Source organism: Pseudomonas sp. LBUM1644 (assembly GCF_059716195.1).
In genome coordinates this window covers 2,819,579-2,843,070 of the sequence record NZ_CP166812.1, presented here as the reverse complement: position 1 = coordinate 2,843,070, position 23,492 = coordinate 2,819,579, and the positions used below count along the sequence as shown (strand labels likewise).

24 protein-coding genes are annotated in these 23,492 nt (G+C 60.1%); 12 read left to right on the top strand and 12 right to left on the bottom strand.

The genetic code is table 11. From position 1 onward, the window contains the following. Window positions 1-4 precede the first annotated feature (4 nt). Genes ACA052_RS12870 through fabI form a run of 4 tightly spaced genes read left to right on the top strand, consistent with a single transcriptional unit; the run spans window position 5 to window position 4,527 of the window. Window positions 5-1,078 carry a microcin C ABC transporter permease YejB gene (locus ACA052_RS12870; RefSeq protein WP_497650010.1) on the top strand — a complete coding sequence of 358 codons (1,074 nt, stop codon included), beginning with the start codon at window positions 5-7 and terminating at the stop codon, window positions 1,076-1,078. A gap of 1 nt (window position 1,079) precedes the next feature. Continuing rightward, window positions 1,080-2,099, top strand: a complete 1,020-nt coding sequence (locus tag ACA052_RS12865) for an ABC transporter permease (protein WP_123364351.1) — start codon at window positions 1,080-1,082, stop codon at window positions 2,097-2,099. A gap of 1 nt (window position 2,100) precedes the next feature. Next, window positions 2,101-3,711 carry an ABC transporter ATP-binding protein gene (locus ACA052_RS12860; protein ID WP_497650009.1) on the top strand — a complete coding sequence of 537 codons (1,611 nt, stop codon included), beginning with the start codon at window positions 2,101-2,103 and terminating at the stop codon, window positions 3,709-3,711. Window positions 3,712-3,732: 21 nt separating this feature from the next. Continuing rightward, window positions 3,733-4,527 carry an enoyl-ACP reductase FabI gene (gene fabI / locus ACA052_RS12855; protein ID WP_008152082.1) on the top strand — a complete coding sequence of 265 codons (795 nt, stop codon included), beginning with the start codon at window positions 3,733-3,735 and terminating at the stop codon, window positions 4,525-4,527. Between the two features lie 149 nt (window positions 4,528-4,676). Here the strand turns inward: fabI and ACA052_RS12850 are convergent, their stop codons facing one another. After that, a complete protein-coding gene (locus tag ACA052_RS12850) occupies window positions 4,677-5,531 on the bottom strand; it encodes a LysR family transcriptional regulator (RefSeq protein ID WP_497650008.1) in 855 nt (284 codons plus the stop codon). Between the two features lie 115 nt (window positions 5,532-5,646). On the opposite strand from ACA052_RS12850, the gene ACA052_RS12845 reads away from it, so the two are divergent. Next, window positions 5,647-6,072, top strand: a complete 426-nt coding sequence (locus ACA052_RS12845; RefSeq protein WP_497650007.1) for a VOC family protein — start codon at window positions 5,647-5,649, stop codon at window positions 6,070-6,072. A 151-nt stretch (window positions 6,073-6,223) separates the two neighbouring features. On the opposite strand, the gene ACA052_RS12840 is transcribed toward ACA052_RS12845, so the two are convergent. The 5 genes from ACA052_RS12840 to ACA052_RS12820 all read right to left on the bottom strand — a co-directional run bounded on the left by ACA052_RS12840 (window position 6,224) and on the right by ACA052_RS12820 (window position 11,227). Continuing rightward, on the bottom strand, window positions 6,224-6,793 hold the full coding sequence (locus ACA052_RS12840) for a GGDEF domain-containing protein (RefSeq protein WP_497650006.1): 570 nt from the start codon (window positions 6,791-6,793) through the stop codon (window positions 6,224-6,226). Between the two features lie 74 nt (window positions 6,794-6,867). Further along, window positions 6,868-7,449, bottom strand: a complete 582-nt coding sequence (locus tag ACA052_RS12835; protein ID WP_497650005.1) for a hypothetical protein — start codon at window positions 7,447-7,449, stop codon at window positions 6,868-6,870. A 1-nt stretch (window position 7,450) separates the two neighbouring features. Then, window positions 7,451-9,619 (bottom strand): xanthine dehydrogenase family protein molybdopterin-binding subunit, encoded by a 2,169-nt coding sequence (locus tag ACA052_RS12830; RefSeq protein ID WP_497650004.1) that lies wholly within the window; start codon window positions 9,617-9,619, stop codon window positions 7,451-7,453. 15 nt (window positions 9,620-9,634) lie between these two features. Next, window positions 9,635-10,090, bottom strand: coding sequence for a (2Fe-2S)-binding protein (locus ACA052_RS12825; protein WP_497650003.1), 456 nt, complete (start codon window positions 10,088-10,090; stop codon window positions 9,635-9,637). 291 nt (window positions 10,091-10,381) lie between these two features. Continuing rightward, window positions 10,382-11,227: an oxidoreductase gene (locus ACA052_RS12820; protein WP_497650002.1), complete on the bottom strand. Its 846-nt coding sequence runs from the start codon at window positions 11,225-11,227 to the stop codon at window positions 10,382-10,384. 113 nt (window positions 11,228-11,340) lie between these two features. On the opposite strand from ACA052_RS12820, the gene ACA052_RS12815 reads away from it, so the two are divergent. After that, window positions 11,341-12,258 carry a LysR family transcriptional regulator gene (locus tag ACA052_RS12815; protein WP_497650001.1) on the top strand — a complete coding sequence of 306 codons (918 nt, stop codon included), beginning with the start codon at window positions 11,341-11,343 and terminating at the stop codon, window positions 12,256-12,258. Here ACA052_RS12815 and ACA052_RS12810 read toward each other — a convergent pair. Both ACA052_RS12810 and ACA052_RS12805 read right to left on the bottom strand, forming a co-directional pair. Next, window positions 12,255-13,409: an NnrS family protein gene (locus tag ACA052_RS12810; RefSeq protein WP_497650000.1), complete on the bottom strand. Its 1,155-nt coding sequence runs from the start codon at window positions 13,407-13,409 to the stop codon at window positions 12,255-12,257. The two genes, ACA052_RS12815 and ACA052_RS12810, sit on opposite strands and share 4 nt — an antisense overlap. Window position 13,410: 1 nt before the next feature. After that, window positions 13,411-13,659, bottom strand: coding sequence for a transmembrane sensor/regulator PpyR (locus ACA052_RS12805; RefSeq protein ID WP_497649999.1), 249 nt, complete (start codon window positions 13,657-13,659; stop codon window positions 13,411-13,413). Window positions 13,660-14,169: 510 nt separating this feature from the next. Here ACA052_RS12805 and ACA052_RS12800 point away from each other — a divergent pair. After that, on the top strand, window positions 14,170-15,003 hold the full coding sequence (locus tag ACA052_RS12800; protein WP_497649998.1) for a helix-turn-helix transcriptional regulator: 834 nt from the start codon (window positions 14,170-14,172) through the stop codon (window positions 15,001-15,003). A 170-nt stretch (window positions 15,004-15,173) separates the two neighbouring features. Here ACA052_RS12800 and ACA052_RS12795 read toward each other — a convergent pair whose 3' ends face one another. The 4 genes from ACA052_RS12795 to ACA052_RS12780 all read right to left on the bottom strand — a co-directional run bounded on the left by ACA052_RS12795 (window position 15,174) and on the right by ACA052_RS12780 (window position 19,035). After that, complete coding sequence (locus ACA052_RS12795; protein ID WP_497649997.1) at window positions 15,174-15,761, bottom strand: LysE family translocator; 588 nt, start codon at window positions 15,759-15,761, stop codon at window positions 15,174-15,176. Window positions 15,762-16,039: 278 nt separating this feature from the next. Continuing rightward, window positions 16,040-17,548 carry a tripartite tricarboxylate transporter permease gene (locus tag ACA052_RS12790; RefSeq protein WP_497649996.1) on the bottom strand — a complete coding sequence of 503 codons (1,509 nt, stop codon included), beginning with the start codon at window positions 17,546-17,548 and terminating at the stop codon, window positions 16,040-16,042. A 24-nt stretch (window positions 17,549-17,572) separates the two neighbouring features. Next, window positions 17,573-18,067, bottom strand: coding sequence for a tripartite tricarboxylate transporter TctB family protein (locus tag ACA052_RS12785; protein ID WP_497649995.1), 495 nt, complete (start codon window positions 18,065-18,067; stop codon window positions 17,573-17,575). Then, a complete protein-coding gene (locus ACA052_RS12780) occupies window positions 18,064-19,035 on the bottom strand; it encodes a tripartite tricarboxylate transporter substrate binding protein (protein WP_497649994.1) in 972 nt (323 codons plus the stop codon). The genes ACA052_RS12785 and ACA052_RS12780 overlap by 4 nt, the downstream gene beginning before the upstream one ends. Before the next feature lie 319 nt (window positions 19,036-19,354). Here ACA052_RS12780 and ACA052_RS12775 point away from each other — a divergent pair, with 319 nt between their 5' ends. From ACA052_RS12775 to ACA052_RS12755, 5 genes are all read left to right on the top strand, one after another. Continuing rightward, a complete protein-coding gene (locus ACA052_RS12775) occupies window positions 19,355-19,975 on the top strand; it encodes a LysE family translocator (protein ID WP_497649993.1) in 621 nt (206 codons plus the stop codon). A 224-nt stretch (window positions 19,976-20,199) separates the two neighbouring features. Further along, window positions 20,200-21,282: a bifunctional transcriptional activator/DNA repair enzyme AdaA gene (locus ACA052_RS12770; protein WP_497649992.1), complete on the top strand. Its 1,083-nt coding sequence runs from the start codon at window positions 20,200-20,202 to the stop codon at window positions 21,280-21,282. A gap of 32 nt (window positions 21,283-21,314) precedes the next feature. Beyond that, window positions 21,315-22,127, top strand: coding sequence for an isocitrate lyase/PEP mutase family protein (locus tag ACA052_RS12765; protein WP_497649991.1), 813 nt, complete (start codon window positions 21,315-21,317; stop codon window positions 22,125-22,127). Window positions 22,128-22,132: 5 nt separating this feature from the next. Then, on the top strand, window positions 22,133-22,750 hold the full coding sequence (locus ACA052_RS12760; protein WP_497649990.1) for a DNA-3-methyladenine glycosylase family protein: 618 nt from the start codon (window positions 22,133-22,135) through the stop codon (window positions 22,748-22,750). A 224-nt stretch (window positions 22,751-22,974) separates the two neighbouring features. Further along, window positions 22,975-23,463, top strand: a complete 489-nt coding sequence (locus tag ACA052_RS12755; protein WP_497649989.1) for a GFA family protein — start codon at window positions 22,975-22,977, stop codon at window positions 23,461-23,463. Window positions 23,464-23,492 lie beyond the last annotated feature (29 nt).

Below are 23,492 nucleotides of genomic sequence, written 5' to 3'. Positions count from 1 at the left end.
TCAGATGCTGGCGTATATTTTTCGGCGACTGCTGCTGATCATCCCGACGTTGCTCGGCATCTTGCTGATCAACTTCGTGATCATCCAGGCCGCCCCCGGCGGGCCGGTGGAGCAAATGATCGCCAAGCTTGAAGGCTTCGAAGGCGCCACCAGCCGCATTGCCGGCGGCGGTGCCGAAGTGTCGGTGGCCGGTTCCGCCTATCGCGGTGCCCAGGGCCTGGACCCGATGCTGGTGAAAGAAATCGAGCACATGTACGGCTTCGATAAATCGGCGCCGGAACGCTTGTGGATCATGATCAAGAACTACGCCACCCTGGATTTCGGCGACAGCTTCTTCCGCGATGCCAAGGTCATCGACCTGATCAAGGAAAAGATGCCGGTGTCGATCTCCCTCGGGTTGTGGAGCACGCTGATCATGTACCTGGTGTCGATCCCGCTGGGGATCGCCAAGGCGACGCGGCACGGCAGCCACTTCGATGTCTGGACCAGTTCGCTGATCATCGTCGGTTACGCCATCCCGGCGTTCCTGTTCGCCATTCTGCTGATCGTACTGTTCGCCGGTGGCAGTTATTTCGACTGGTTCCCGCTACGAGGCCTGACCTCGAACAACTTCGACGAACTGAGCATGGGCGGCAAGATGCTCGACTACTTCTGGCACTTGGCATTGCCGGTGACCGCGCTGGTGATCGGCAACTTCGCGACCATGACCTTGCTCACCAAAAACAGTTTCCTCGACGAAATCAACAAGCAGTACGTGGTCACCGCCAAGGCCAAGGGCCTGACCAATCACCGGGTGCTTTACGGCCATGTGTTCCGCAACGCCATGCTGTTGGTGATCGCCGGTTTCCCGTCGGCATTTATTGGCATCTTCTTCACCGGTTCGTTGCTGGTCGAGGTGATTTTCTCCCTGGACGGCCTGGGCCTGATGAGTTTCGAAGCCGCGATCAACCGGGATTATCCGGTGGTGTTCGGCACCCTCTTCATCTTCACCCTGTTGGGACTGGTGGTGAAACTGATCGGCGACCTCACGTACACCTTTGTCGATCCGCGCATCGACTTCGAAAGCCGGGAGCATTGAGATGAATCTATCCCCGCTCAATCGCCGGCGTTTCGAACTGTTCAAGGCCAACAAGCGTGGCTGGTGGTCGCTATGGCTATTTTTGCTGCTGTTCGGCCTGAGCCTTGGCGCCGAGTTGATTGCCAACGACAAACCGCTGGTGGTGCATTACGACAACGGCTGGTATTTCCCGGCGCTCAAGCGTTACCCGGAAACCACTTTCGGCGGCGAATTCCCCCTGGAAGCCAACTACAAAAGCCCGTACATCCGCGAACTGCTCAAGGCCAAAGACGCCTGGGTGCTGTGGGCACCGATTCCCTACAGCTACCAAAGCATCAACTACGACCTGAAAGTCCCGGCGCCGGCGCCGCCGTCGACCGACAACCTGCTGGGCACGGACGACCAGGGCCGCGATGTACTGGCCCGGGTCATTTACGGCTTCCGGATTTCGGTGTTGTTTGCCCTGACACTGACTATTCTGAGTTCGATCATCGGTGTCATTGCCGGCGCCTTGCAGGGATTCTATGGCGGCTGGGTCGATCTGGCCGGGCAGCGATTCCTGGAGATCTGGTCCGGGCTGCCGGTGCTGTATCTGCTGATCATCCTCGCCAGTTTCGTACAGCCCAATTTCTGGTGGCTGCTGGGGATCATGTTGCTGTTTTCGTGGATGAGCCTGGTGGACGTGGTCCGCGCCGAGTTCCTGCGCGGACGTAATCTGGAATACGTGCGCGCGGCCCGGGCGCTGGGCATGCAGAATGGTGCGATCATGTTCCGCCACATCTTGCCCAACGCCATGGTCTCAACCATGACCTTCATGCCGTTCATCCTGACCGGCGCCATCGGCACCCTGACTGCCCTCGATTTCCTGGGCTTCGGTTTGCCGCCTGGCGCGCCGTCCCTGGGTGAATTGGTAGCCCAGGGGAAATCCAACCTGCAAGCACCATGGCTGGGCATGAGCGCGTTTGCGGTGCTGGCGTTGATGTTGAGTTTGCTGGTGTTTATCGGCGAGTCCGCTCGCGACGCCTTCGACCCGAGGAAGTGAAATGAATCAGGACAATCTGATCGAAGTGCGCGACCTGTCCGTCGAATTCGTCGTCGGTGACCGCTCGCAGCGGGTGGTAGAAGGCGTCAGCTTCGACATCAAGCGCGGCGAGACCCTGGCGCTGGTGGGCGAAAGCGGTTCCGGCAAATCGGTGACCGCCCACTCGATCCTGCGGCTGTTGCCCTACCCGCTCGCCCGGCATCCGTCCGGGACCATCGAGTATTCCGGGCAAGACCTGTTGAGTCTGAAAGAAAAAACCATTCGCCACATCCGCGGTAACCGGATCGCGATGATCTTTCAGGAGCCGATGACTTCGCTCAACCCGCTGCATTCGATCGAGAAGCAGATCAATGAAGTGCTGGGCATCCATAAAGGTCTGGTCGGCAAAGTCGCGACCAAGCGCACCCTGGAATTGCTGGAGATGGTCGGCATCCCCGACCCGCACAAACGTCTCAAGGCCCTGCCCCACGAATTGTCCGGTGGCCAGCGCCAACGTGTGATGATCGCCATGGCCCTGGCCAATGAGCCGGAACTGCTAATCGCGGATGAGCCGACGACTGCGCTGGACGTGACCGTTCAGCTGAAAATCCTCGAATTGCTCAAGGAATTGCAGGCTCGCCTGGGCATGGCGTTGCTACTGATCAGTCATGATTTGAACCTTGTGCGAAGAATTGCGCATCGCGTATGTGTCATGCAGCGAGGTTGCATCGTCGAACAGGCATCGTGCGAAGAGTTGTTCCGCGCGCCGCAGCATCCGTACACTCGGATATTGCTGGCAGCAGAGCCCAGCGGCACGCCGGCAACCAATGTCATTGGCCCGCCGCTGCTGGAGGTCGAGGAACTGAAAGTCTGGTTCCCGATCAAGAAAGGCTTGCTGAAAAAGACCGTCGACCACATCAAAGCGGTGGACGGGATCAATTTCAGCCTGCCCCAGGGCCAGACCCTGGGGATTGTGGGAGAAAGCGGTTCCGGCAAGTCGACACTGGGTTTGGCGATTTTGCGGCTGATTGGCAGCAAAGGCGCGATCCGTTTTGAAGGCAAGCAGCTAGACTGCCTGACGCAGCAACAGGTTCGGCCGTTGCGGCGAGAGATGCAGGTGGTGTTTCAGGACCCGTTCGGCAGCCTGAGCCCGCGAATGTGCGTCAGCCAGATTGTTGGCGAAGGCTTGCGGATCCACAAGATGGGCACCGAGGCGGAGCAGGAGCAAGCGATCATTGCGGCACTCAAGGAGGTAGGCCTGGACCCGGAAACCCGGAACCGCTACCCCCATGAATTTTCCGGCGGGCAACGGCAGAGAATCGCCATTGCCCGGGCACTGGTGTTAAAACCGGCGTTGATTCTGCTGGACGAGCCGACTTCGGCCCTCGACCGGACCGTACAACGCCAAGTGGTGGAGCTGCTGCGTTCACTGCAAACCAAGTACAACCTGACGTATCTGTTTATCAGCCATGACCTGGCTGTCGTCAAAGCGCTGAGCCACCAGCTGATGGTGGTCAAGCATGGCCAAGTGGTCGAACAGGGAGACGCGCAAAGTATCTTTGCCGCCCCCCAACATCCGTATACACAGCAGTTGCTGGAAGCCGCTTTCCTGGCACCAGCCACTGCGCAATAACCTGAAAGAGAGGAGCAACACATGGGTTTTCTCGCCGGTAAGCGCGTACTGATCGTCGGTGTCGCCAGCAAGCTGTCCATCGCATCCGGCATCGCTGCCGCCATGCATCGCGAGGGCGCTGAGCTTGCCTTCACTTATCAGAACGACAAACTCAAGGGTCGTGTCGAAGAGTTCGCACAAAGCTGGGGTTCCAACCCGGACCTGTGCTTCCCGTGCGACGTGGCCAGCGATGAAGAAATCGCCAAGGTCTTCGTTGAGCTGGGCAAAAAGTGGGACGGCCTGGATTGCATCGTGCACTCCGTCGGCTTCGCCCCGGGCGACCAACTGGACGGCGACTTCACCGAAGCCACCACCCGTGAAGGTTTCCGCATCGCTCACGACATCAGCGCGTACAGCTTCGTGGCCCTGGCCAAAGCTGGCCGCGAAATGATGAAAGGCCGCAACGGCAGCCTGCTGACCCTGTCGTACCTGGGCGCCGAGCGCACCATGCCGAACTACAACGTCATGGGCATGGCCAAGGCTTCCCTGGAAGCTGGCGTTCGCTACCTGGCCGGTTCCCTGGGCCCGGACGGCACCCGCGTCAACTGTGTATCGGCTGGCCCGATCCGCACCCTCGCCGCTTCCGGCATCAAGAACTTCCGCAAGATGCTGGCCGCCAACGAAGCGCAGACTCCGCTGCGTCGCAACGTGACCATCGACGAAGTGGGCAACGCCGGCGCGTTCCTGTGCTCGGACCTGGCGTCCGGCATCAGCGGCGAAATCATGTACGTGGACGGTGGCTTCAACACCACGGCCATGGGTAGCCTCGAAGAGTAATCTTCAGTCAGCCATAAAAAACCCGCCTCTTCAGGCGGGTTTTTTATGCAGCCAAGATCAAAAGATCGCAGCCTTCGGCAGCTCCTACAGGGGTATTCGATCATCCACGATCAATGTAGGAGCTGCCGAAGGCTGCGATCTTTTGATCTTCAAATCAGGCAGCGGGCAAACAACTGCTGGATCGGTTGCATGCGCTGGCTATAGCGCTGCAGCAACACCATCTCTCGATAGAACGTCAGTTCGCCCAGCGGTACGATCCGGACCTTCGCGCCATATTCGAGCCAGAGCCCCGCTTCAGGCAGCAACGAAACCCCCAGCCCGCACTCGACCATTTTTACGATGGCTTCCAGTTCATCCAGCTCCAGGGCGACGTGCACGTCGATCTGTTGCTCACGCAAAAACCGCGTCACCAGGCGTCCACCGAATGAATTGCGGTCGTAGCGCACATGAGGATGCTCCGCCAGCAACTGCAACGGATCATCGCCTTCAAGGTCGGGCGGCACGATCAACACGAACGGCTCGCGCCGAATCACTTGCGCTGACAATTCCTTTGGCAACTCGAACGGTGGCTTGATCAAGATCGCCAGATCCACTTCCCCGGTATCGACCTGACTCAACAGATTCAACGACACGCCGGGCACCAGTTTCGGCTCCAGCAGCGGCGCCTGTTGGCGCAATCGCAACAACGCCTGGGGCAGCAGCCCGGTCTGAGCCGTCGCCACCGCGCCGATTTTCAACTCACCACGGCAGTCGCCAACGTCATCGCTGATCGCCATGCGGCTGAAGGTTTCCAGCATTTCCTTGGCCATCGGCAGCGCCCGTTGGCCCGCCGCATTGAGAATCGCCTGGCGCCCGGTACGATCGAAAAGGCGAATACCCAAGGCTTGCTCCAGATTGCGCATCTGCGCGCTAACCGCCGATTGCGTCAGACCGATGTGCATCCCGGCCGCCGCGAAGGTTCCGTAGCGGGTCACGGCAATGAAAGTTTTCAGTTCCCGCAGCATGGCGTTCTCGATTGATCGAAATAATTTGTGCTCGACGCAAAAACTATCGTCTTTCAATCAAAAAGCACAGCGCTAAACTCGACACCAACGATCAGCAGCGCGATGAGGAATACCCATGCAACTCTCCCCTTTTCATTTGGCCATCCCGGTGTATGACCTGGCGGCGGCACGCAATTTCTATGGTGAAGTCTTCGGCCTCGAAGAAGGTCGGTCCAGTGACCACTGGGTGGACTTCAACTTCTTTGGCCATCAATTGGTGATTCACCTGGCACCGAAAAACGCTGCACAAGAAGCGGCCCATACCAACGCCGTGGACGGGCATGACGTGCCGGTTCCGCATTTTGGGGTGGTGTTGGGCATGGACGATTGGGAGGCCTTGGCCAAGCGGCTGAAATCCCTCGACACTCAATTCGTCATTGAGCCGGGCATTCGGTTTCAGGGGTTGGTGGGTGAGCAGGCGACGATGTTTCTGTTCGATCCGTGCGGTAATGCGCTGGAGTTCAAGGCGTTCAAGGATATCGGGCAGTTGTTTGCCAAGTGAATCAAGATCAAAAGATCGCAGCCTGCGGCAGCTCCTACAGAGGATTTGAGTTCATCCATACAACGCGTTACCCGGTGGAATTGTGTTCATCCATGACCATGCGATAACCGATCACTGTAGGAGCTGCCGCAGGCTGCGATCTTTTGATCCTTTAAAGGCCGGCAACTTCCAGCAGGCTCTCCACCGATTGATGCAGCACAGGGTCGTATTCAATCTGCCCGATGCTGAAACGAATGTCATAGCCGCGATGGACCGTGGCATTGCGCTCATCGAGAATTTCCTCAAGCCGCGCCTTGATCGCACTGACGTCCACGGCACTCGAACCGGTCAGCAAGGCAACGAATTCATCGCTGCCCAGTCGACCGATCACATCGCTTTCGCGAAAGGTAATGCGCAGCACGTCCGCGAAGGTTTTCAACGCATCATCGCCTTCGGCTCGACCGTACAGGTAGTTGATGTGCTTAAAGTTATCGAGGTCAAAAAACAGCAGGCTCGCCGATGTTTGCAGCTGCTGACAGGCATCCAGGCCAAGTTGGGCCAGCGCGATGAAACCATGGCGGTTGGGTAGCAGCGTCAACTCATCCATGCTCGCCATCTGCACACCGATGACGTCTTGCTCAGCCTTGCGGGCCAGGTCGCGCAGCATTTCACGCGCCTGCTGTGGCGTGCGCCTGGGGTCTGCGCTAACGCCTGATTTGACCGGCTTGCCTCGGATCAGCATCACTTACTCCATTGGCGGGTGTGCACTTTAGAGTCGCCCATACCCGGTTTGACTCCACGCTAACGGACCGCCGGTCAACTTCCCAGTACCGGACACGGCCCTCCAGCGTCCGCCCAAAGCTTGAATTGAGTGACAAAAATGTCGTGCGGCACGGGAACCGGAGCGCGATTACCGCCCGGGTTCCAGCCCCAAAGCACCAGCTTGTCTTCGCTGACATGCTTGATCAGCGCTGCAAAATCGCGGTCGCCGTTACTGGCGCGGTCCTTGATCAGGGCGCACAACTTGTCGGCTGGCAGGCCAATCCAGGCCATTTTGCGTGCTGCCGGCGGCAGACTCCAATGCGGTGCTCCCGGCGGAGCTTTCGGGCCATAACTGTCCGGAGGATTGGCTTCAGCGTGACACGTCGCACAAGGCAAACCCGCCGCACCTTTGCCGTCCATACCGCGCACGACGTTCATTGCATGCGCAACACCAGCGTCGAACTGCAACGGCGAATCACCGGGAATATGGCAGTTCTGGCAACGCGGGCTCTGGAAGACTTTCTGCACAGTGTCGAAGGCCTGCAATGACTGTTTGTCATCGGCCAACAGATCCGTGGCATAGATAGCAAGGCAAACCAGCAACACCGAGCCGAGCAACCAATGATGTCGTTTCATCTCACACCCCCGACAATTGCAGCGGCAGTTCCCGCAAGCGCTGCCCGGTCAGGGCAAACACCGCGTTGGCCACCGCTGGCGCCGTGGGCGGCACACCCGCCTCGCCGATTCCGCCAGGCTTTTCAGTGCTGGGCACGATGTGCACTTCGACCACCGGCATTTCGTTCAGCCGCAACACTTGGTAGTCATGATAATTGGACTGCACCACCTGCCCGCCCTTGAAGGTCAGTTTGCTGTGCAAGGTGAACCCGAGGCCAAAGGTGATGCACGACTCCATCTGCGCCGCGATGCTGCGCGGGTTGACCGCAATCCCGCAGTCGACCGCACACACCACCCGGTGCACACGGATTGCCAGGTTGTCCTGGGACACCTCGGCGACCTGCGCCACGTAGCTGCCAAACGACTCATGCACCGCGACACCCAACGCATGGCCGTCCGGCAAGGGGGCATTCCAGTTGGCTTTTTCTACCGCCAGATTCAACACGCCCAGGTGTCGCGGATGCGCCTTGAGCAACGTTCGTCGGTATTCCACCGGGCCCTTGCCGGCGGCTTCCGCGAGTTCATCGATCAACGATTCCATGACGAATGCGGTGTGACTGTGACCCACCGATCTCAGCCACAACACGCTGATGCCGGTTTTCGGTGAGTGCAGTTCCACCTGGTGATTGGCCAGGTCTTCAAGGTAAGGGCTGTCGGCGACGCCTTCGACCGAGGTTTTGTCGATGCCATCCTTGACCATGGTCGCCGCAAGCGCAGTGCCGTCCATGATCGACTGCCCGACCATTACGTGTTTCCAGGCAATGGGCAAACCGCCGGCATCCAAGCCGATCCGCGCCTGATGCAGGAACGCCGAGCGGTAGTAACCACCGCGAATATCGTCCTCGCGGGACCACACCGTTTTCACCGGCGCGCCCGCCGCCTTGGCCACCTGCACCGCCTCAGCGACAAAGTCCGAGGTCGGATTGGCCCGGCGACCGAAACCGCCGCCAAGAAATTCGGTATGAATCTCGACCTGCTCGGGTTTGAGCCCGGTAATTTTCCCGGCGATCATTTGATCCATTGTCTGAAACTGGGTGCCCGTCCAGATCTCGCACTTGTCCTTACTGATTTTCACCGTGCAATTGAGCGGTTCCATCGGCGCGTGCGCCAGGTAAGGCACGCTGTACTCGACATCAATCGTCTTCACCGCTTTGCCCAACGCAGCCTCGGTATCGCCCGCCTTACTCGCCGAAAGCCCGGGAGTGGCAGCCAGTTTGCGGAAACTTTCCAGCAGCTGCTGACTGTCGAGCCCAGTGTTCGGCCCCAGGTCCCACTCGACCTTCAGCGCATCGCGTCCCAGTTTCGCCGCCCAGTAATGATCGGCAATCACCGCCACGCCGGTAGGGACCTGCACCACTTTGTGCACGCCCGGTACCGCAAGCGCTTCGGCGCCTTCAAAGGATTTGACGCTGCCGCCGAACACGGGCGGGCGAGCGACCATGGCGGTCAGCAGCCCATCGAACTGCACGTCCATGCCGAACTTCGCACGGCCGGTGATTTTTTCCGGTGTGTCCAGGCGTTGGGTCGGCTTGCCGATCAGCTTCCAGTCCTTGGACTCCTTAAGCGCGATCGAGGCCGGTTCCGGTACCGGCAACTGGCCGGCGTCATCGGCCAGCTCGCCATACGTGGCACGGTTGTCGCCGGCCATCACGACACCCGATTCCGTACGGATTTGCGAGGGGGCTACGTTGAAGCGCTTGGCGGCGGCGTCGATCAACATCATGCGCGCCGCCGCGCCAGCCTGCCGGTAGCGGTCGAACTCCATCCAGGTCGACGTCGAACCGCCGGTGATTTGCATCCCGCCAAACCCGGCCAGGCCATAATCGGCCGCCGATGCGGGAGAATGTTCGACGCGGATTTTCGACCAGTCGGCGTCCAGTTCCTCAGCGATCAACATGGTCAGGCCGGTCCAGATACCCTGCCCCATCTCCGAATGGCCGAGCAGCACCGTCACGCTGTTGTCATTGCCAATTCGCAAGAAGGCATTCGGTGCGAACACGTTGCCTTGATTCTCGGCGCCGAAGGCAAAGCGATGGCCGCCGGGAATAACGAACGCCACCACCAGCCCACCGCCCAGCAAGGCGCTGCCCTGGAGAAAACCACGGCGTGAAAACGGATTGATGCTGTTCATGAGTCATGACTCCCATCAACCGATGTCGGCGGCGCGCTTGATCGCTGCGCGGATCCTTGGGTAGGTGCCGCAACGACAGATGTTGCCGGAGAGCGCCTGATCGATGTCGCTGTCGGTGGGTTTGGGGATCTTCGCCAGCAACGCGGCGGCAGACATGATTTGCCCGGACTGGCAATAACCGCACTGCACCACATCGAGTTCGGCCCAGGCCTGTTGCACCGGATGGGAACCGTCGGTGGACAGGCCTTCGATGGTCATGATTTTCTGCCCATGGGCCACGGCCGTGGCGGGTGTGATACAGGAACGCAGCGGCGCGCCGTCGATGTGTACGGTGCAGGCTCCGCACTGGGCCATGCCACAACCGAATTTGGTACCGGTGAGGTGCGCGACATCGCGCAGGACCCAGAGCAGTGGCATGTCTGCAGGGACATCGAGCTCCTGATCCTTGCCATTGATGTTAAGGGTCAGCATGGCGAATTTCCTCAGACTCACGGTGACGCCGTTTTTTTTTGAGCAAAGGTCGGCGTTATCCTTTCAGCTAAGCGCAAATTGCCGGGCGAGACCGGTTCATCGACCACCGGTCACCATGGACGGCGCGCTATGTAGGAGCTGCCGAAGGCTGCGATCTTTTGATTTTGGCGATGTTTTGGACGCCGAAGATCAAAAGATCGCAGCCTGCGGCAGCCCCTACACGCTGCGATCTTTTGATTTTGGCGAGGTTCGGGACGCCAAAGATCAAAAGATTGCAGCGTGCGGTGGGGGTTAGAAGTCGGTGGAGACGGACACTTCGCGCCAAGTTTGCAGCTCATCGGCGACGAAGCTGTTCTTCGCTTCGATCGCCGCGACGGAGTCACTGCCCAGTGGCAAGCGCAGTGGTGCTTTTGGCGCTTCCACCAGCACGATCATGGCCTGCGCAAGCTTGTCCGGATCGCCAGGCTGGTTCAGGGTCACGGCCTTGGCAATCTTGCGGACTTCACCCGCCGTGCTGTCATAGTCGGTAATCGAGGCCGGCGATTCGACCAGGGAATTGCCTTCGAGGAATTCGGTACGGAAGTAACCGGGCTCGACCACCGTCACTTTGATGCCCAGCGGTAACAACTCGGCGTGCAGCGCTTCGCTCAAGCCTTCGACGGCGAATTTGGTCGAGCAATAGACGCCAAAACCCGGCCCAGACTTATAACCGCCCACCGAGGAGAGGTTGATGACATGCCCACTGCGAGCGGCGCGCATGTGCGGCAGGACGGCGCGTGTGACATTCAGCAAACCGAAGACATTGATTTCATACACGCGCCGCACTTCATCGGCGGTGGCTTCTTCCACCGCACCCAACAGACCGAAACCGGCGTTGTTGACCAGCACGTCAATACGCCCGAAGTGGTCGATGGCAGCCTTGGCGACTGCAATGCCTTGAGCTTCGTTGGTCACATCCAGCGACACCGCGAGCAAGGCGGATTGAGTACCGAAGCGTTGGGTGACGGTGCTCGCATCACGCGCAGTCGCCACCACGGCATCACCATTGGCCAGTGCGGCGGCGGCAATCTTGGCGCCGATGCCGCGGGAAGCGCCAGTGATCAGCCAGACACGTTTGAAGTGGTGGGAAGTGGTCATGATTGAGTTCCTTGTTTGCGGTTGGGGTGAGCACAAGGTACGCAGGAAGATTGATTGGAAAAATGCCCTCGTGCTACAAGCACTATGAAACTGTCTTTCATAATGGCACCGAGATGAATCACGATCCGTTCGACGGTTTGACCGAGTTCCTGGCGGTGGCCGAGCACAAAAGCTTCACCCTCGCCGCGACTCGCCTGGCGGTGACGCCCACGGCCATCAGCCACGCGATCAAATTGCTCGAACGCCGCACCGGGGTGCTGCTGTTTCAGCGCACCACGCGCCGGGTGGCGTTGACCGAAGCCGGCGCCAGCCTGTTTGCCCGCTTGCGTCCGGCAGCCAGTGAAATTGACGAGGCGCTGGCCGTGCTCAGCGGTTTTCGCGATCAACCCATGGGCACGCTGCGCATCACTGCGCCGCGCCTCTCGGGCAGCCTGTTGATCGAGCCGCTGATTCCGCTGTTTCGCCAGGCCTACCCAAAAGTCACCCTCGATATTTCCCTGGACGACGCCACGGTCGATTTGATGGAAAGTGGATTCGATGCCGGGATCCGGCTGGGCGAATCCATCGAGAAAGACATGATCGCCGTGCGCCTGACACCCGACCTGCAATGGTCAGTGGTGGGCTCGCCCGCTTACTTCGCCAAGGCCGGCAAGCCGCTCAGCCCTGAAGACCTGACTCGGCATCAATGCATCGGCTTTCGGTTTGCCAATTCCGGCAGCGCGCACCGCTGGGAGTTTCGTCGTGACGGGCGGGACTTCACGGTCGGCGTCGAGGGTGGTGTGATCGTCAATGACCGCAGGCTGCTGGTCTCCGTTGCCCGCAACGGACAGGGATTAGCCTACGCCTGTGATCTGGAAGTCAGCGAGGAACTGGCGAACGGTCAACTGGAGCGGGTACTGCAACCCTATGTGCCGTTGAGTTCGGCGTTGTACCTGTACTTCCCAAGTCGCACTCAGACGCAACCGAAGCTACGGGCGTTCATCGATGTGGCTACGCAATGGATCGCGGACCAGGGTGGGTTGCGCCGCTAGACGCGCGGCCTGAGCAAGATGCCGGTGTAGTGCGTCAGGAACACGCCGAAAGCCGTGCACCAGAGCAGCGCCGACACGCCCAGCCCAGTCACCGAAAACGGCACGAGCAACACTCGGCACACACCGGCCAGCAGCACCAGGGCAAACCCCAGGACCACGGCTTTGGAGGGCTGCAACACGCGCCCGGTATGACCCAGGCTGACCCGTGCGATCATCGCCAGAATCAACCCGCCAATACCGCCCACGGCCAGTGAATGGGTGGCGAGGCTTTGTTGCGACATCAGGCCGGCGTGCCACAACGCCATCGCCAACGTCGCCAAAGCCAACCATGCGTAAGCCAGGTACAGCGACCAGAGCAGCGGCACCCGCCAAATGCCCCGATCATGCCAGCGCCACAGGCGCAGCAGATGCAATGCGCTGATCAGCAGAAACAACGCCGCCAGCCAAAGCCTCGGGACGTCGTTCAAACCGGCGGCAAACGAAACTGCTACGAGCAGTCCGCCGATCAACAACACATAAGTGGGCCATGGATTCACTGCGGGCGTTGCGGGGCGGCTCAAGCCGCGCTGTATGAAGAACGGAATCACTCGCCCGCCAATCACGCTCATCAGCGCACCGACCAGCCACAAGGCGGCCAGAACACCGCGTCGTTGCAGGCCAGTGTCATCAGTCCAGAGGCCCGACAAGGTCAGCACCTGACAGCCGGCCAGCAACGCAATCATCAGCAGAATCGGGTAGTTTTCGCGCTTGCTGGCAGCCACCAGGTCCCGTCCCAGCACCCAGGCCAGCAGTGGCAAAAAAGGTAGCTGCAAGACCAGCAACCACGCCGGCGGTATGGGCATCAGCCACGCCAGCCGGGCCAACAACCACAACAGCAGCAGGCCGATCAGCGGCCAGCCCTTAAGCGCCGGGCGGCCAGTCCAGTTCGGCACCGCAGTCAGCAGGAAGCCGGCGATGATCGCCGTGGCGAAACCGAACGGCATTTCATGGCGATGCCAGGCCAGCATGCCGCCGATGGGTTGCGCGCCGGGCAAGCGGCCGTATAGCCACAATGCCCAAATCGCCACCGCAATCGCCGCAAACCCCGCGCCGGCGAGAAAGAACGGTCGAAACCCGAGGCTGAAGACTGGCGTATCGGCGAACCTGCGCATGTCAGGCCACCGCGCCGATCAGGCCTTTACCCAACCGATGCTGCGATAACAGGCGCATCACGTAGCCAATTTTGATCAAGGTCGGACCGATGATGGTCATGGCGTGCATCATCACCAACACCACAATCGGCATGTGACCGTCGTAGAGGTAAGCGCCGTAGATACCGGCCAGGAGCATTGCCAGGCCAGTGCCAAGGACTTTGCTCGATAGGTGCAGAACGTTCAGAGGATTGCTGAAGAAATCGAACATTTTTTCGTACTCCCGAAGCAGTTCAGTTGTACGTTTGATGTTTCAAGTCTCATGCCAGAAATTTTGTGCTTATAAATCAAAAAGATAGATTTTAATGAGTCATTATGACCTCATGCGGAATTGGTCGTTATGACTCATTTCGCGGTCATTTAGACTCACTTCAATGCAAAATCCACACACACATTTGTCGATGTACGGTACGGCCAGACGACCGCAGGCTGGCTACGCTGAAAGTCCTCGCATGAGCACAATGTTTTGCTGTAGGAGCGAGCTTGCTCGCGATGGACTGACTCAAGAGCGCCACGTTTACCCAGTAAACCCGCGTTATCGTTAACGACCATCGCGAGCAAGCTCGCTCCTACAGGTAACAGCATGCGGCATGAGCAACCCGTAGAGGACAGCCACCATGCAACGCGTTCAAAAAACTGCCCTCCTGCCTCTGGCGTTGCAGCGAGCCTTTGACGGCGAGAGCTAATACACTCCGGGGCTGGCCTGCCGAGGACACTGACTATGAAGCACCCCGTTGCCAAAAACGCTGACCAGGCCCCGCGCTTCTGGCGCGACGACGCCCTGCCTTTCATCGAAGCCCGCTCCATCGCCGATGGGCGTGAGGTCTGCTACACCCGTCATTCCCACGAGCACTTTTCCATCGGTGCAATCACCGCCGGGCGCAGCACTTATGTTCACGAGCAATCGGAGTTTCAGGTCAGCGCCGGCACCGTAGTCCTGATGAACCCCGGTGATGTTCACGCCTGCAATCCCATTGATGATCAGCCGTGGTCGTACCTGATGTTGTATGTCGATACGGCGTGGCTTACCGATTTGCAGCATCAACTCGGATTCAGCCACGACCTGGCTTTGCGCCGGTTCGCCATCACCCATCTGCGCGACGCCAGCCTGTTTGCTGGCCTCAAGGGCTTGTACGACGTATTGGTCGATCCGCAGCAAGACGTGCTGGGCAAGCACAGCGCTGCGGTAGAGTTTTTTACCGAGGTCCAGCAACGCCTCGACCCCGGCGATCAACCGCTACGCGAACCCAACTACAAGCTTGAGCGTGCCGCCGACTACATCCGCGACCACTGCACGCAAATGCTCAAGCTCGAAGACATTTGCGAGGCGGCCCAGCTGTCGCCGTCCTACCTGATTCGCGCTTTCAAGTTGCGTTACGGCATGACGCCGCATGCGTTCCTGGTCAACAGACGCATTCAGTTCGCCCAGGACCAATTGCGCAACGGCAGGCTGATCGCCGACGTGGCGCTGGAAGCGGGGTTTGCCGATCAGGCGCATTTTCAGCGGGCGTTCAAGCAGCACCTGGCGGCGACGCCGGGGCAGTATCGCGGCTAAAACCAACCCAATCCCCTGTGGCTAGTCCCTTGTGGCTAGTTCCCTGTGGCGAGGGGATTTATCCCCGTTGGGCGGCGAAGCGGCCCCAGCGTTCATGCAGGCAAATGCAGCGCTCAGGTATTACGACGGCTTCGCCGCCGAACGGGGATAAATCCCCTCACCACAGTGGTTTACGGCAGTAGTAAATACACGGCGCTCACTGCCAGCAACAACGCCATGATCCGATTGAACAAGCGCATGCCCGCAGGATTACTCAGGTACCCCCGCAGGAACGTCCCGGCGTAGACCCAGCAGCCGACGGACAGATAGCAGATCACCAGGTACACCGCCGCGAACTGCCAGACCAGCCGCGCTTCGCCGTCGGCGACGAAGGCGCCCATTCCCGCCACGCACGCCAGCCAGGCTTTCGGGTTGAGCCATTGCATGACCGCGCCGTACAACATCGACGGCGCACGACCGGTATCTTTCGCGTCGAGACGACCATTGTCCGCCGCCAGTTTCCAGGCCATGAACAACAAGAACGCCACCCCCGCCAGTTGCACCACCCGTGTCAGCGACGGCCAACGCCGCAACACCTCATGCAACCCCAGCCCCATCAACACCAACAACAGCACGAAGCCCAGCGTCGCCCCGGCAACATGCCGTTGGCTGGCACGAAAACCGAACTGCGCCCCCGAACTCAACGCCACAATATTCACCGGGCCCGGCGTAATCGAGGCCACCAGCGCAAACGCCGCCATGGACATAATCAAACTCATTGCACACCTTCTTCAATTCAGTGGATTCAACGTTCAAGGTAATGAGCGCCCGGCACCCCGTATTGAAGAAAACTGCCCAATGTCTGACGTTGATGTCCTGCTATGGCACGCTCTCTGTAGCAGCTGGCGCAGCCTGCGTTCGGCGGCGCAGCAGTCGTAAAATCTGGCGATGAGGTCATTCAGGAAGACCGTGCACTCATGTTCACGACTGCTGCGCAGCCGAACGCAGGCTGCGCCAGCTGCTACGGGTCCTGTGTTTGGCGCAGTGGGATGTTCGATCAATCATCCTCGTGCAGTTTGATGCCGCGAGCATGCAGCAGATGAGGCACCACCAGTACCAGGAGCGTCAGCGCGAGGAAGGACGCCGCGATGGGTTGCGTCACAAAAATCAGCCAGTCGCCCTCGCCAATGGACAACGCATTGCGCAGCTGTTTTTCGGCCATTGGCCCCAGCAGCATCCCGACGATGACTGGCGCCACCGGAAAGTCAAAACGACGCATCAACACCCCGCCCCAGCCGATGGCCAACATCAGCAGCAGGTCGAAGGAAGAATGGCGCATGCCGTACACGCCGATGGTGGCGAACACCAGGATGCCGGCATTCAAGTACGGTCGGGGGATCTGCAGGAGCTTGACCCAAAGCCCCACCAACGGCAGGTTCAGTACCAACAGGATGACGTTGCCGATGTAGAGCGAAGCGACCAGGGTCCAGACCAGGTCTCCCGACGTCTGGAAAAGCATCGGCCCCGGTTGCAGGTTGTAGTTCTGAAACGCGGCTAACAGAATCGCCGCCGTCGCGGACGTTGGAATGCCCAGCGTCAGCAGTGGCACCAGGGACCCGGTCGCGCTCGCATTGTTGGCTGCCTCGGGACCGGCGACTCCCTCAATGGCCCCCTCGCCCTTACTGCCGGCAAACTCTTTGGGGTATTTGCTCAGTTTGCGTTCGGCCGAATAGGACAGAAACGTCGGAATCTCGGCGCCACCCGCCGGAATCGAGCCAAACGGAAACCCGATCAGGGTGCCGCGTAGCCAGGCCGGCACCGAGCGCTTCCAGTCGGCACGGGTCATCCACAACGAGGTCAAGCGGTGCCGGCCGGACGTTTCTTCTTTTTGATACAACAAGCTGTACAAAGCCTCGCCGACGGCGAACAACCCGACCGCGACGAGCACGACTTCGATGCCATCCACCAGCTCCGGTACGCCCAAGGTGTACCGGGCAATGCCCGAGGTCGAGTCGAGGCCGATCAAGCCGATGGTCAGGCCAATCCCCAGTGAGGCGAAACCGCGCAACATCGACGCGCCCAGCACCGCCGACACGGTCGTGAACGACAGCACCAGAATTGCGAAATACTCTGCCGGGCCAAATTTCAGCGCCAGTGTCGCCACGATGGGCGCAAACAGCGTCAGCAGAATCGTGGCGATGGTGCCCGCCACGAATGAACCGATAGCAGCCGTTGCCAGGGCCGGTCCTGCCCGGCCGTTACGGGCCATGAGATTGCCTTCCAGGGCCGTGACCATGGAGGACGACTCCCCTGGCGTATTGAGCAAGATAGAGGTGGTAGAGCCGCCAAATTGCGCGCCGTAATAGATACCGGCAAACATGATCAGCGCCCCGGTGGGATCGACCTTGGCGGTGATCGGCAGCAGCAATGCAACGGTCAGCGCCGGCCCGATGCCCGGCAAGACACCGATCGCGGTGCCAAGCAGGCAACCAATGAAGCCCCACATCAAATTGATCGGTGTCAGCGCGGCGGCAAAACCCATTGCCAAGCTTGAGAGAATGTCCACCTGGGTGATCTCCTTCGGCCCGGGTCAGATCCAGGCGTTGACAAGGGGCGGAAGGGAAACCCCAAGCCCGGCGTTGAACAACCAGTAAATCGGCAGGGTCAGGGCGATGCCGATGGCCAGGTCCCGCACCGGACGGCGACTGCCAAACCCTCGCGCCGAACAGGCAAACAACAACCCGGCCGCGAGGACGAATCCGATGAGGTTGATCAGCAAGGCCACGCCAACCAGTCCCGCCGTCACCCAGGCCGCGCCGAGTTTGCCGCCGGGCTGCGCTTTGGCGGATTCGTCGTCGTGGTCGGCCAATTCGCGGAAACCACCGGTGAATGCCTGATAAATCAGGAACAGCCCGACCACGCCCAGAAATGCCGCCAGCGCATAGGGGTAGACATGGGCGCCGAGAATGACAAAACCCATTTCGGGCGGAAACCGGAAAGCCCCGAATGCGAGCACGGCACTGATCGCCACGATGCCGGCGCCAATCGCCAGCTGCGCCGGCACTACTTTTTGAGTCCCGGTCATTTCAAAAGCAGCCCGACGTTGACCAGCATTCCATGCAGCCGAACGTGTTCTTCGTCGACAAATTTGCCGAAATCATCCCCGGTCAACACACTCGGTGACCATGCGTTGATGGTGATGTTGTCCTGCCAACCTTTGGTCTTCGCGGCGGCCAGCACGGCGTCGGTCACTTCTTTGCGCTGTTCTGGCGTGAGGCCCGCTGCACCGTAAACACCGCGCCAGTTGCCGATCGTCACGTCGTAGCCCTTCTCTTTGAGGGTCGGCGCATCAATGCCTGCGACACGCTCGGGCGCGCCGATGGCCAACACACGGAACTGGCCGTTTTTGATGTATTGGCCCAGTTCAGCATAACCACCGGTAATTACCTTGATCTGCCCGCCCAGGACCTGGGCAACCACCTCGCCACCACCGGCGAAGGCGACGTAATTGACCTTGTTCACCGGAATGTCCATTTTTCCGGCCAGATCGGCGATGCCGATGTGATCGATCGAGCCCTTGGAGCCACCGCCCCAGGTGATGCTGGACGGCTTGGCCTTGAACGCGGTCAGCAAGTCCTCCAGGGTTTTGTATTCGGACTCCTTGCGCACGGCAATCACGTTGTACTCGGTAAACAGCCGCGCGATCGGCGTCACGTCCTTCAAGGTAATTTGCGGTTTGTTCTGCTCAATACCGGCAACCATGATCGCGCCAACCACGAGCAGCGCATTCGGATCGCCCTTGGTGCTGTTGGCGAATTGCGCCAACCCCAATGTCCCGCCGGCCCCACCCTTGTTCTCGAAGGTGACCGCTTTGGCTGCCTTGGCCTCGATCAGGGCCTTGCCCAGATCCCGCGCGGTCTGGTCGTAACCGCCCCCCACTGAACCTGGGGCCATGAACTTGACGGTGTCGAGGGCGAAGACTGGCGTCGCCAACAGGGCGGCGGTGATGGCAATGGCTAAGGAGCTGCTGAATCGACGGAACATGGCCTGCATGAGTAGTCTCCCAATATTGTTTTTGTGGGTGCCGCTTGAATCGGGCTCAGGGGCAAACCCTGCTCGCCGAACGTGCGTCTGTGGACAAGCGTAGGCCATAGATCCAATGCTGTTCACTCAAGGTAGGAGCTGCCGTAGGCTCGGGCCGCGTTCGGACGATCTTTTGATCTTGCTTTTTTTAAGATCAAGATCAAAAGATCGCAGCCTGCGGCAGCTCCTACAGAGGGGCAAGTGTACGGTGACTTCGATTGCCGGCTGTATGGGCCGGACCGCCCGCCATCCGTGATAAAAATGCGCTTCTTGTACCAGGAGCCCCGTCATGGACCTCGCCACCCTCACCCTCTTTCTTCCGGCCTGCTTCGCCCTGAACATGGCGCCCGGCCCGAACAATTTGCTGTCGGTCAGTAACTCGACTCGCTATGGCTATCGCACCGCCTGCCTGGCCGGGATCGGCCGATTGCTGGCGTTCGCCGGGATGATCGCCCTGGCCTCGGCCGGGCTGGCGGTGGTGCTGCAAACCTCGGAGTTATTGTTCTACGGGATCAAGATTCTGGGGGCGGCGTATCTGCTGTATCTCGCCTGGCAATTGTGGCGTGCGGACCCGACGGCAGAAAACGTGGTGGCGAGTGCGCCGGTGGGCATGCTGGCCTTGGCGCGACAGGAGTTCCTGGTGGCGGCCGGCAACCCGAAAGCGATCCTGATCTTCACCGCGTTCCTGCCACAATTCGTCGACTCGACCCGCGCGATAACGCCACAATTCGCCGTGCTGGGTGCGTTGTTCCTGATGCTGGAGTGGATCGCCATCGCCGCTTACGCCTACATGGGCCTGCACATGCGCCGCTGGTTTGCCGAGCCACGGGGCAAGCGGATGTTCAACCGTTGCTGCGCGGGGTTGTTGTCGGCGGCGGCGTCGGTATTGCTGATGGCACGCCGAGCCTGAACCACTGAACCCTGTAGGAGCTGCCGAAGGCTGCGATCTTTTGATCTTGATTTTTTATGGCGGCAAGCAAGATCAAAAGATCGCAGCCTTCGGCAGCTCCTACATAAAATCCCGTCAATCCCGTCAATCCCGTCAATCGCGTCAATCGCGTCAATCGCGGACGACGGGAATTCGCTGTCGATTTTCCGGTGGAGGCGACGCTCGACGCGTCTTATGCTCAGCCCATGAACCTACAAAACGCTTTGCTTCCGCCCCACGCCGAGATGGTTCGCGCCATGCTCGAACGAGACACCGCCTACGAGGGGGTGTTTTTTACCGCGGTCAAAACCACGGGCATCTTCTGCCGGCCCAGTTGCACGGCGCGCAAGCCGAAGCCGGAGAACGTCGAGTTCTTCGCCCACGCCGACGAGTGTCTGACCGCGGGTTACCGCGCCTGCCTGCGATGCAAGCCGCTGGACGCCGCGGCCATCGCTCCCGACTGGGTGCAACGGCTACTCAAATCGGTGGAAGCCGATCCTGAGCAACGCTGGACCGACGCCCAGTTGCTGGCCCAGGGCATCGAACCGCTGAAACTGCGCCGCTGGTTCAAGCAGCATTTCGGCATGACGTTTCACGCCTGGCTGCGTACCCGACGCCTCGGCATGGCGCTGGGCGGGATCAAGCAAGGCGATTCCATCGACGACGTGGCGTATGACTCCGGCTATGAATCCCTGAGCGGTTTTCGCGATGCGTTTCAAAAGTCGTTCCGCATCACCCCAGGGCGCGCCGTCAACAGCGAGCCACTGTTGTTCACGCGCCTGACCACGCCGCTGGGGCCGATGATCGCCATGGCTGAACGCCGCGGCCTGGTGCTGCTGGAGTTTCTTGATCGACCGGCGCTGACCCGGGAAGTCGAGGCACTGCAGAATCGTTATGGCTACGCGGTAGCGCCCGGCCATAACGCACATTTGCAACAGATTGAAGCGCAACTGGCGCAGTATTTCGCAGGTCAGCTCAAGGAATTCACCGTTGCACTGCACTTGCCGGGCAGCGTTTTTTCCCGGCAAGTCTGGGCCGAACTGGCGAATATCCCGTACGGCCAGACCAGCACCTACGGCACCATCGCCGCGATACTCGGCAAGCCCGGCGCCAGTCGCGCCGTCGGGCTGGCCAACGGACATAACCGTCTTTCGATTGTCGTGCCCTGCCACCGGGTGATCGGTGCAGACGGCTCGTTGACGGGCTATGGTGGAGGACAACCGCGCAAGGCCTTCCTGCTCAGACTGGAAAATGCGGCAGTCCAGATCACCCGGCAGCTTGCCTTCTGATCACTCGTACATTGCATAGGGAAGGACTTTCGATGGATAGGCTCGACCAGCATTTCCACACGCTGCATCAGGACGGCTTGCTGATCCTCACCAACGTCGCCGATGCCACCGGGGCGCGGTTGGTGGAGCAACTCGGCAGTAAAGCCGTTGCCACCAGCAGCGCGGCAGTGGCGTGGGTCCACGGCTATCCCGATGGCAATGCCCTGCCCCTCGAACGCCTGGTCTCGACCGTCGAATCCATCGCCCGGGTGATCTCGGTGCCTTTGTCCGTGGACATCGAGGCCGGTTATTCCGATGACCTGACGCGAGTCGCCGCCGTCATCGATGCGGTGATTACCGCCGGTGCGGTCGGGATCAATATCGAGGACGGCGCGTCGGCGCCTGAACTGTTGGTGCGCAAGATCGAAGTCGCCCGTCAGGTGGCCGAGCGTCGTGGCGTCAAGTTGTTCATCAATGCGCGCTGTGACGTGTATCTCAAGAGCCTGGTTCCCGCTGAAGACCGGGTGGCCGAAACACTCAAGCGCGCAGCGTTGTATCAGGCCGCGGGGGCCGATGGGCTGTTCGCGGCGGGCGTGAGTGCCGAGTACGAAATCGCCGCCCTGTGCCAAGGCACCACCCTGCCAGTGAATGTGCTCGGGCTACCGGGGCTGCCTTCGCCAGAAGCTTTGAAAGCACTCGGCGTACGCCGTTTGAGCGCCGGCTCGGGCATCGCCGAGTTTTTGTACGGCGCCATGGCGGGTCTGGCCAAGAGTTTTCTGGAGACCGGCACACTCGACAGCAGGCACCTCAAGGCCTTCACTTACGGGGAAGTTAATGCCCTGCTGAAACCGGCCGAAAACGCTTGATCGACATGGCCGCCCCGTATCAACTCGCGACCGAGTTCCTGTCTCGCGTCGATGACGACTGGCGGCGCCACATCGCGGCCATCGGCCCTTGCCTGCACCAACCGCATGCGGCGCGCGATCCTTATGAATCGCTGGTACGGGCGATTGCCTACCAGCAGCTGCACGCAAAAGCCGGTGATGCGATTGTCGGTCGGCTGTTGGCATTGTTTCCGTCGGTGGCGTTTCCGCGACCTGAGCAGGTGCTGGCCACAGACTTTGAGCAAATGCGCAGCTGCGGCTTTTCGGCGAGCAAGATTGCGACCATTCAAGGGATTGCCCAAGCGACGTTGAACGGTGTGGTGCCGGACTTTGACACGGCGTTGGCGATGGCGGATGAAGCGTTGATCGAGCGCCTCGTTACCTTGCGCGGGGTTGGGCGCTGGACGGTTGAGATGTTGCTTATTTATAGCCTGGAGCGGCCGGACATCCTGCCGGCCGATGACTTTGGCGTGCGTGAGGGGTATCGGCGGCTGAAGGGGCTGGAGGTACAGCCGACGCGCAAGCAGATGGTTGAGATCGGGTTGGCGTGGCGCCCGTATCGGACGGTGGCTTCCTGGTATTTGTGGCGGATGACTGGCAAGTAGACCGCGTTATCGTTCTTCGCGAGCAGGCTCGCTCCCACATTGGATCTCCAGTGTTCGTAACATTCCTGCGGGAGCGGGCCTGCTCGCGAAGGGGACGGCACAATCAGCAAAAATCCAATTGCCCATCACCCTCCCTATCAACCATGACTTCCCCAGAACCCGACGCATGTTGATCCCGCCGGTCCAGGCTGTCTGGATAGGCCCAAGACTCCTCGGAGGTTCCCATGCAGCTAGAAGGCTCCTGCCATTGCGGCGTGGTGTCGTTCAGTTTGTCCAGCGCCCACCCCTACCCGTATCAGCGCTGCTATTGCTCAATTTGTCGCAAGACCCAGGGCGGTGGTGGTTATGCGATCAATATCGCGGGGGATGCCAACAGCCTGAAAGTGCGAGGGCGCAAGCACATCGCGATTTACCATGCACTACTCAAGGATGAAGGCGATATCCGCGCCCACCGCAGCACGGCCGAGCGACATTTCTGCTCGGTGTGTGGCTCGGGTTTATGGCTGTTCAGCCCGGAATGGCCGGAGCTGATTCACCCGTTTGCGTCGGCCATCGACACCCCGTTGCCGGTGCCACCGGAACACACGCACTTGTTGCTTGGTTCCAAGGCTCGCTGGGTGGAGGCAGAGGTGCAGCCGGGTGATAAACAGTTCGACGTCTATCCTGAAGAGTCCATTGCCGAATGGCATGAACGCTTGGGTTTGAGCTTTTAGAAGCAAAGATCGCAGCCTTCGGCAGCTCC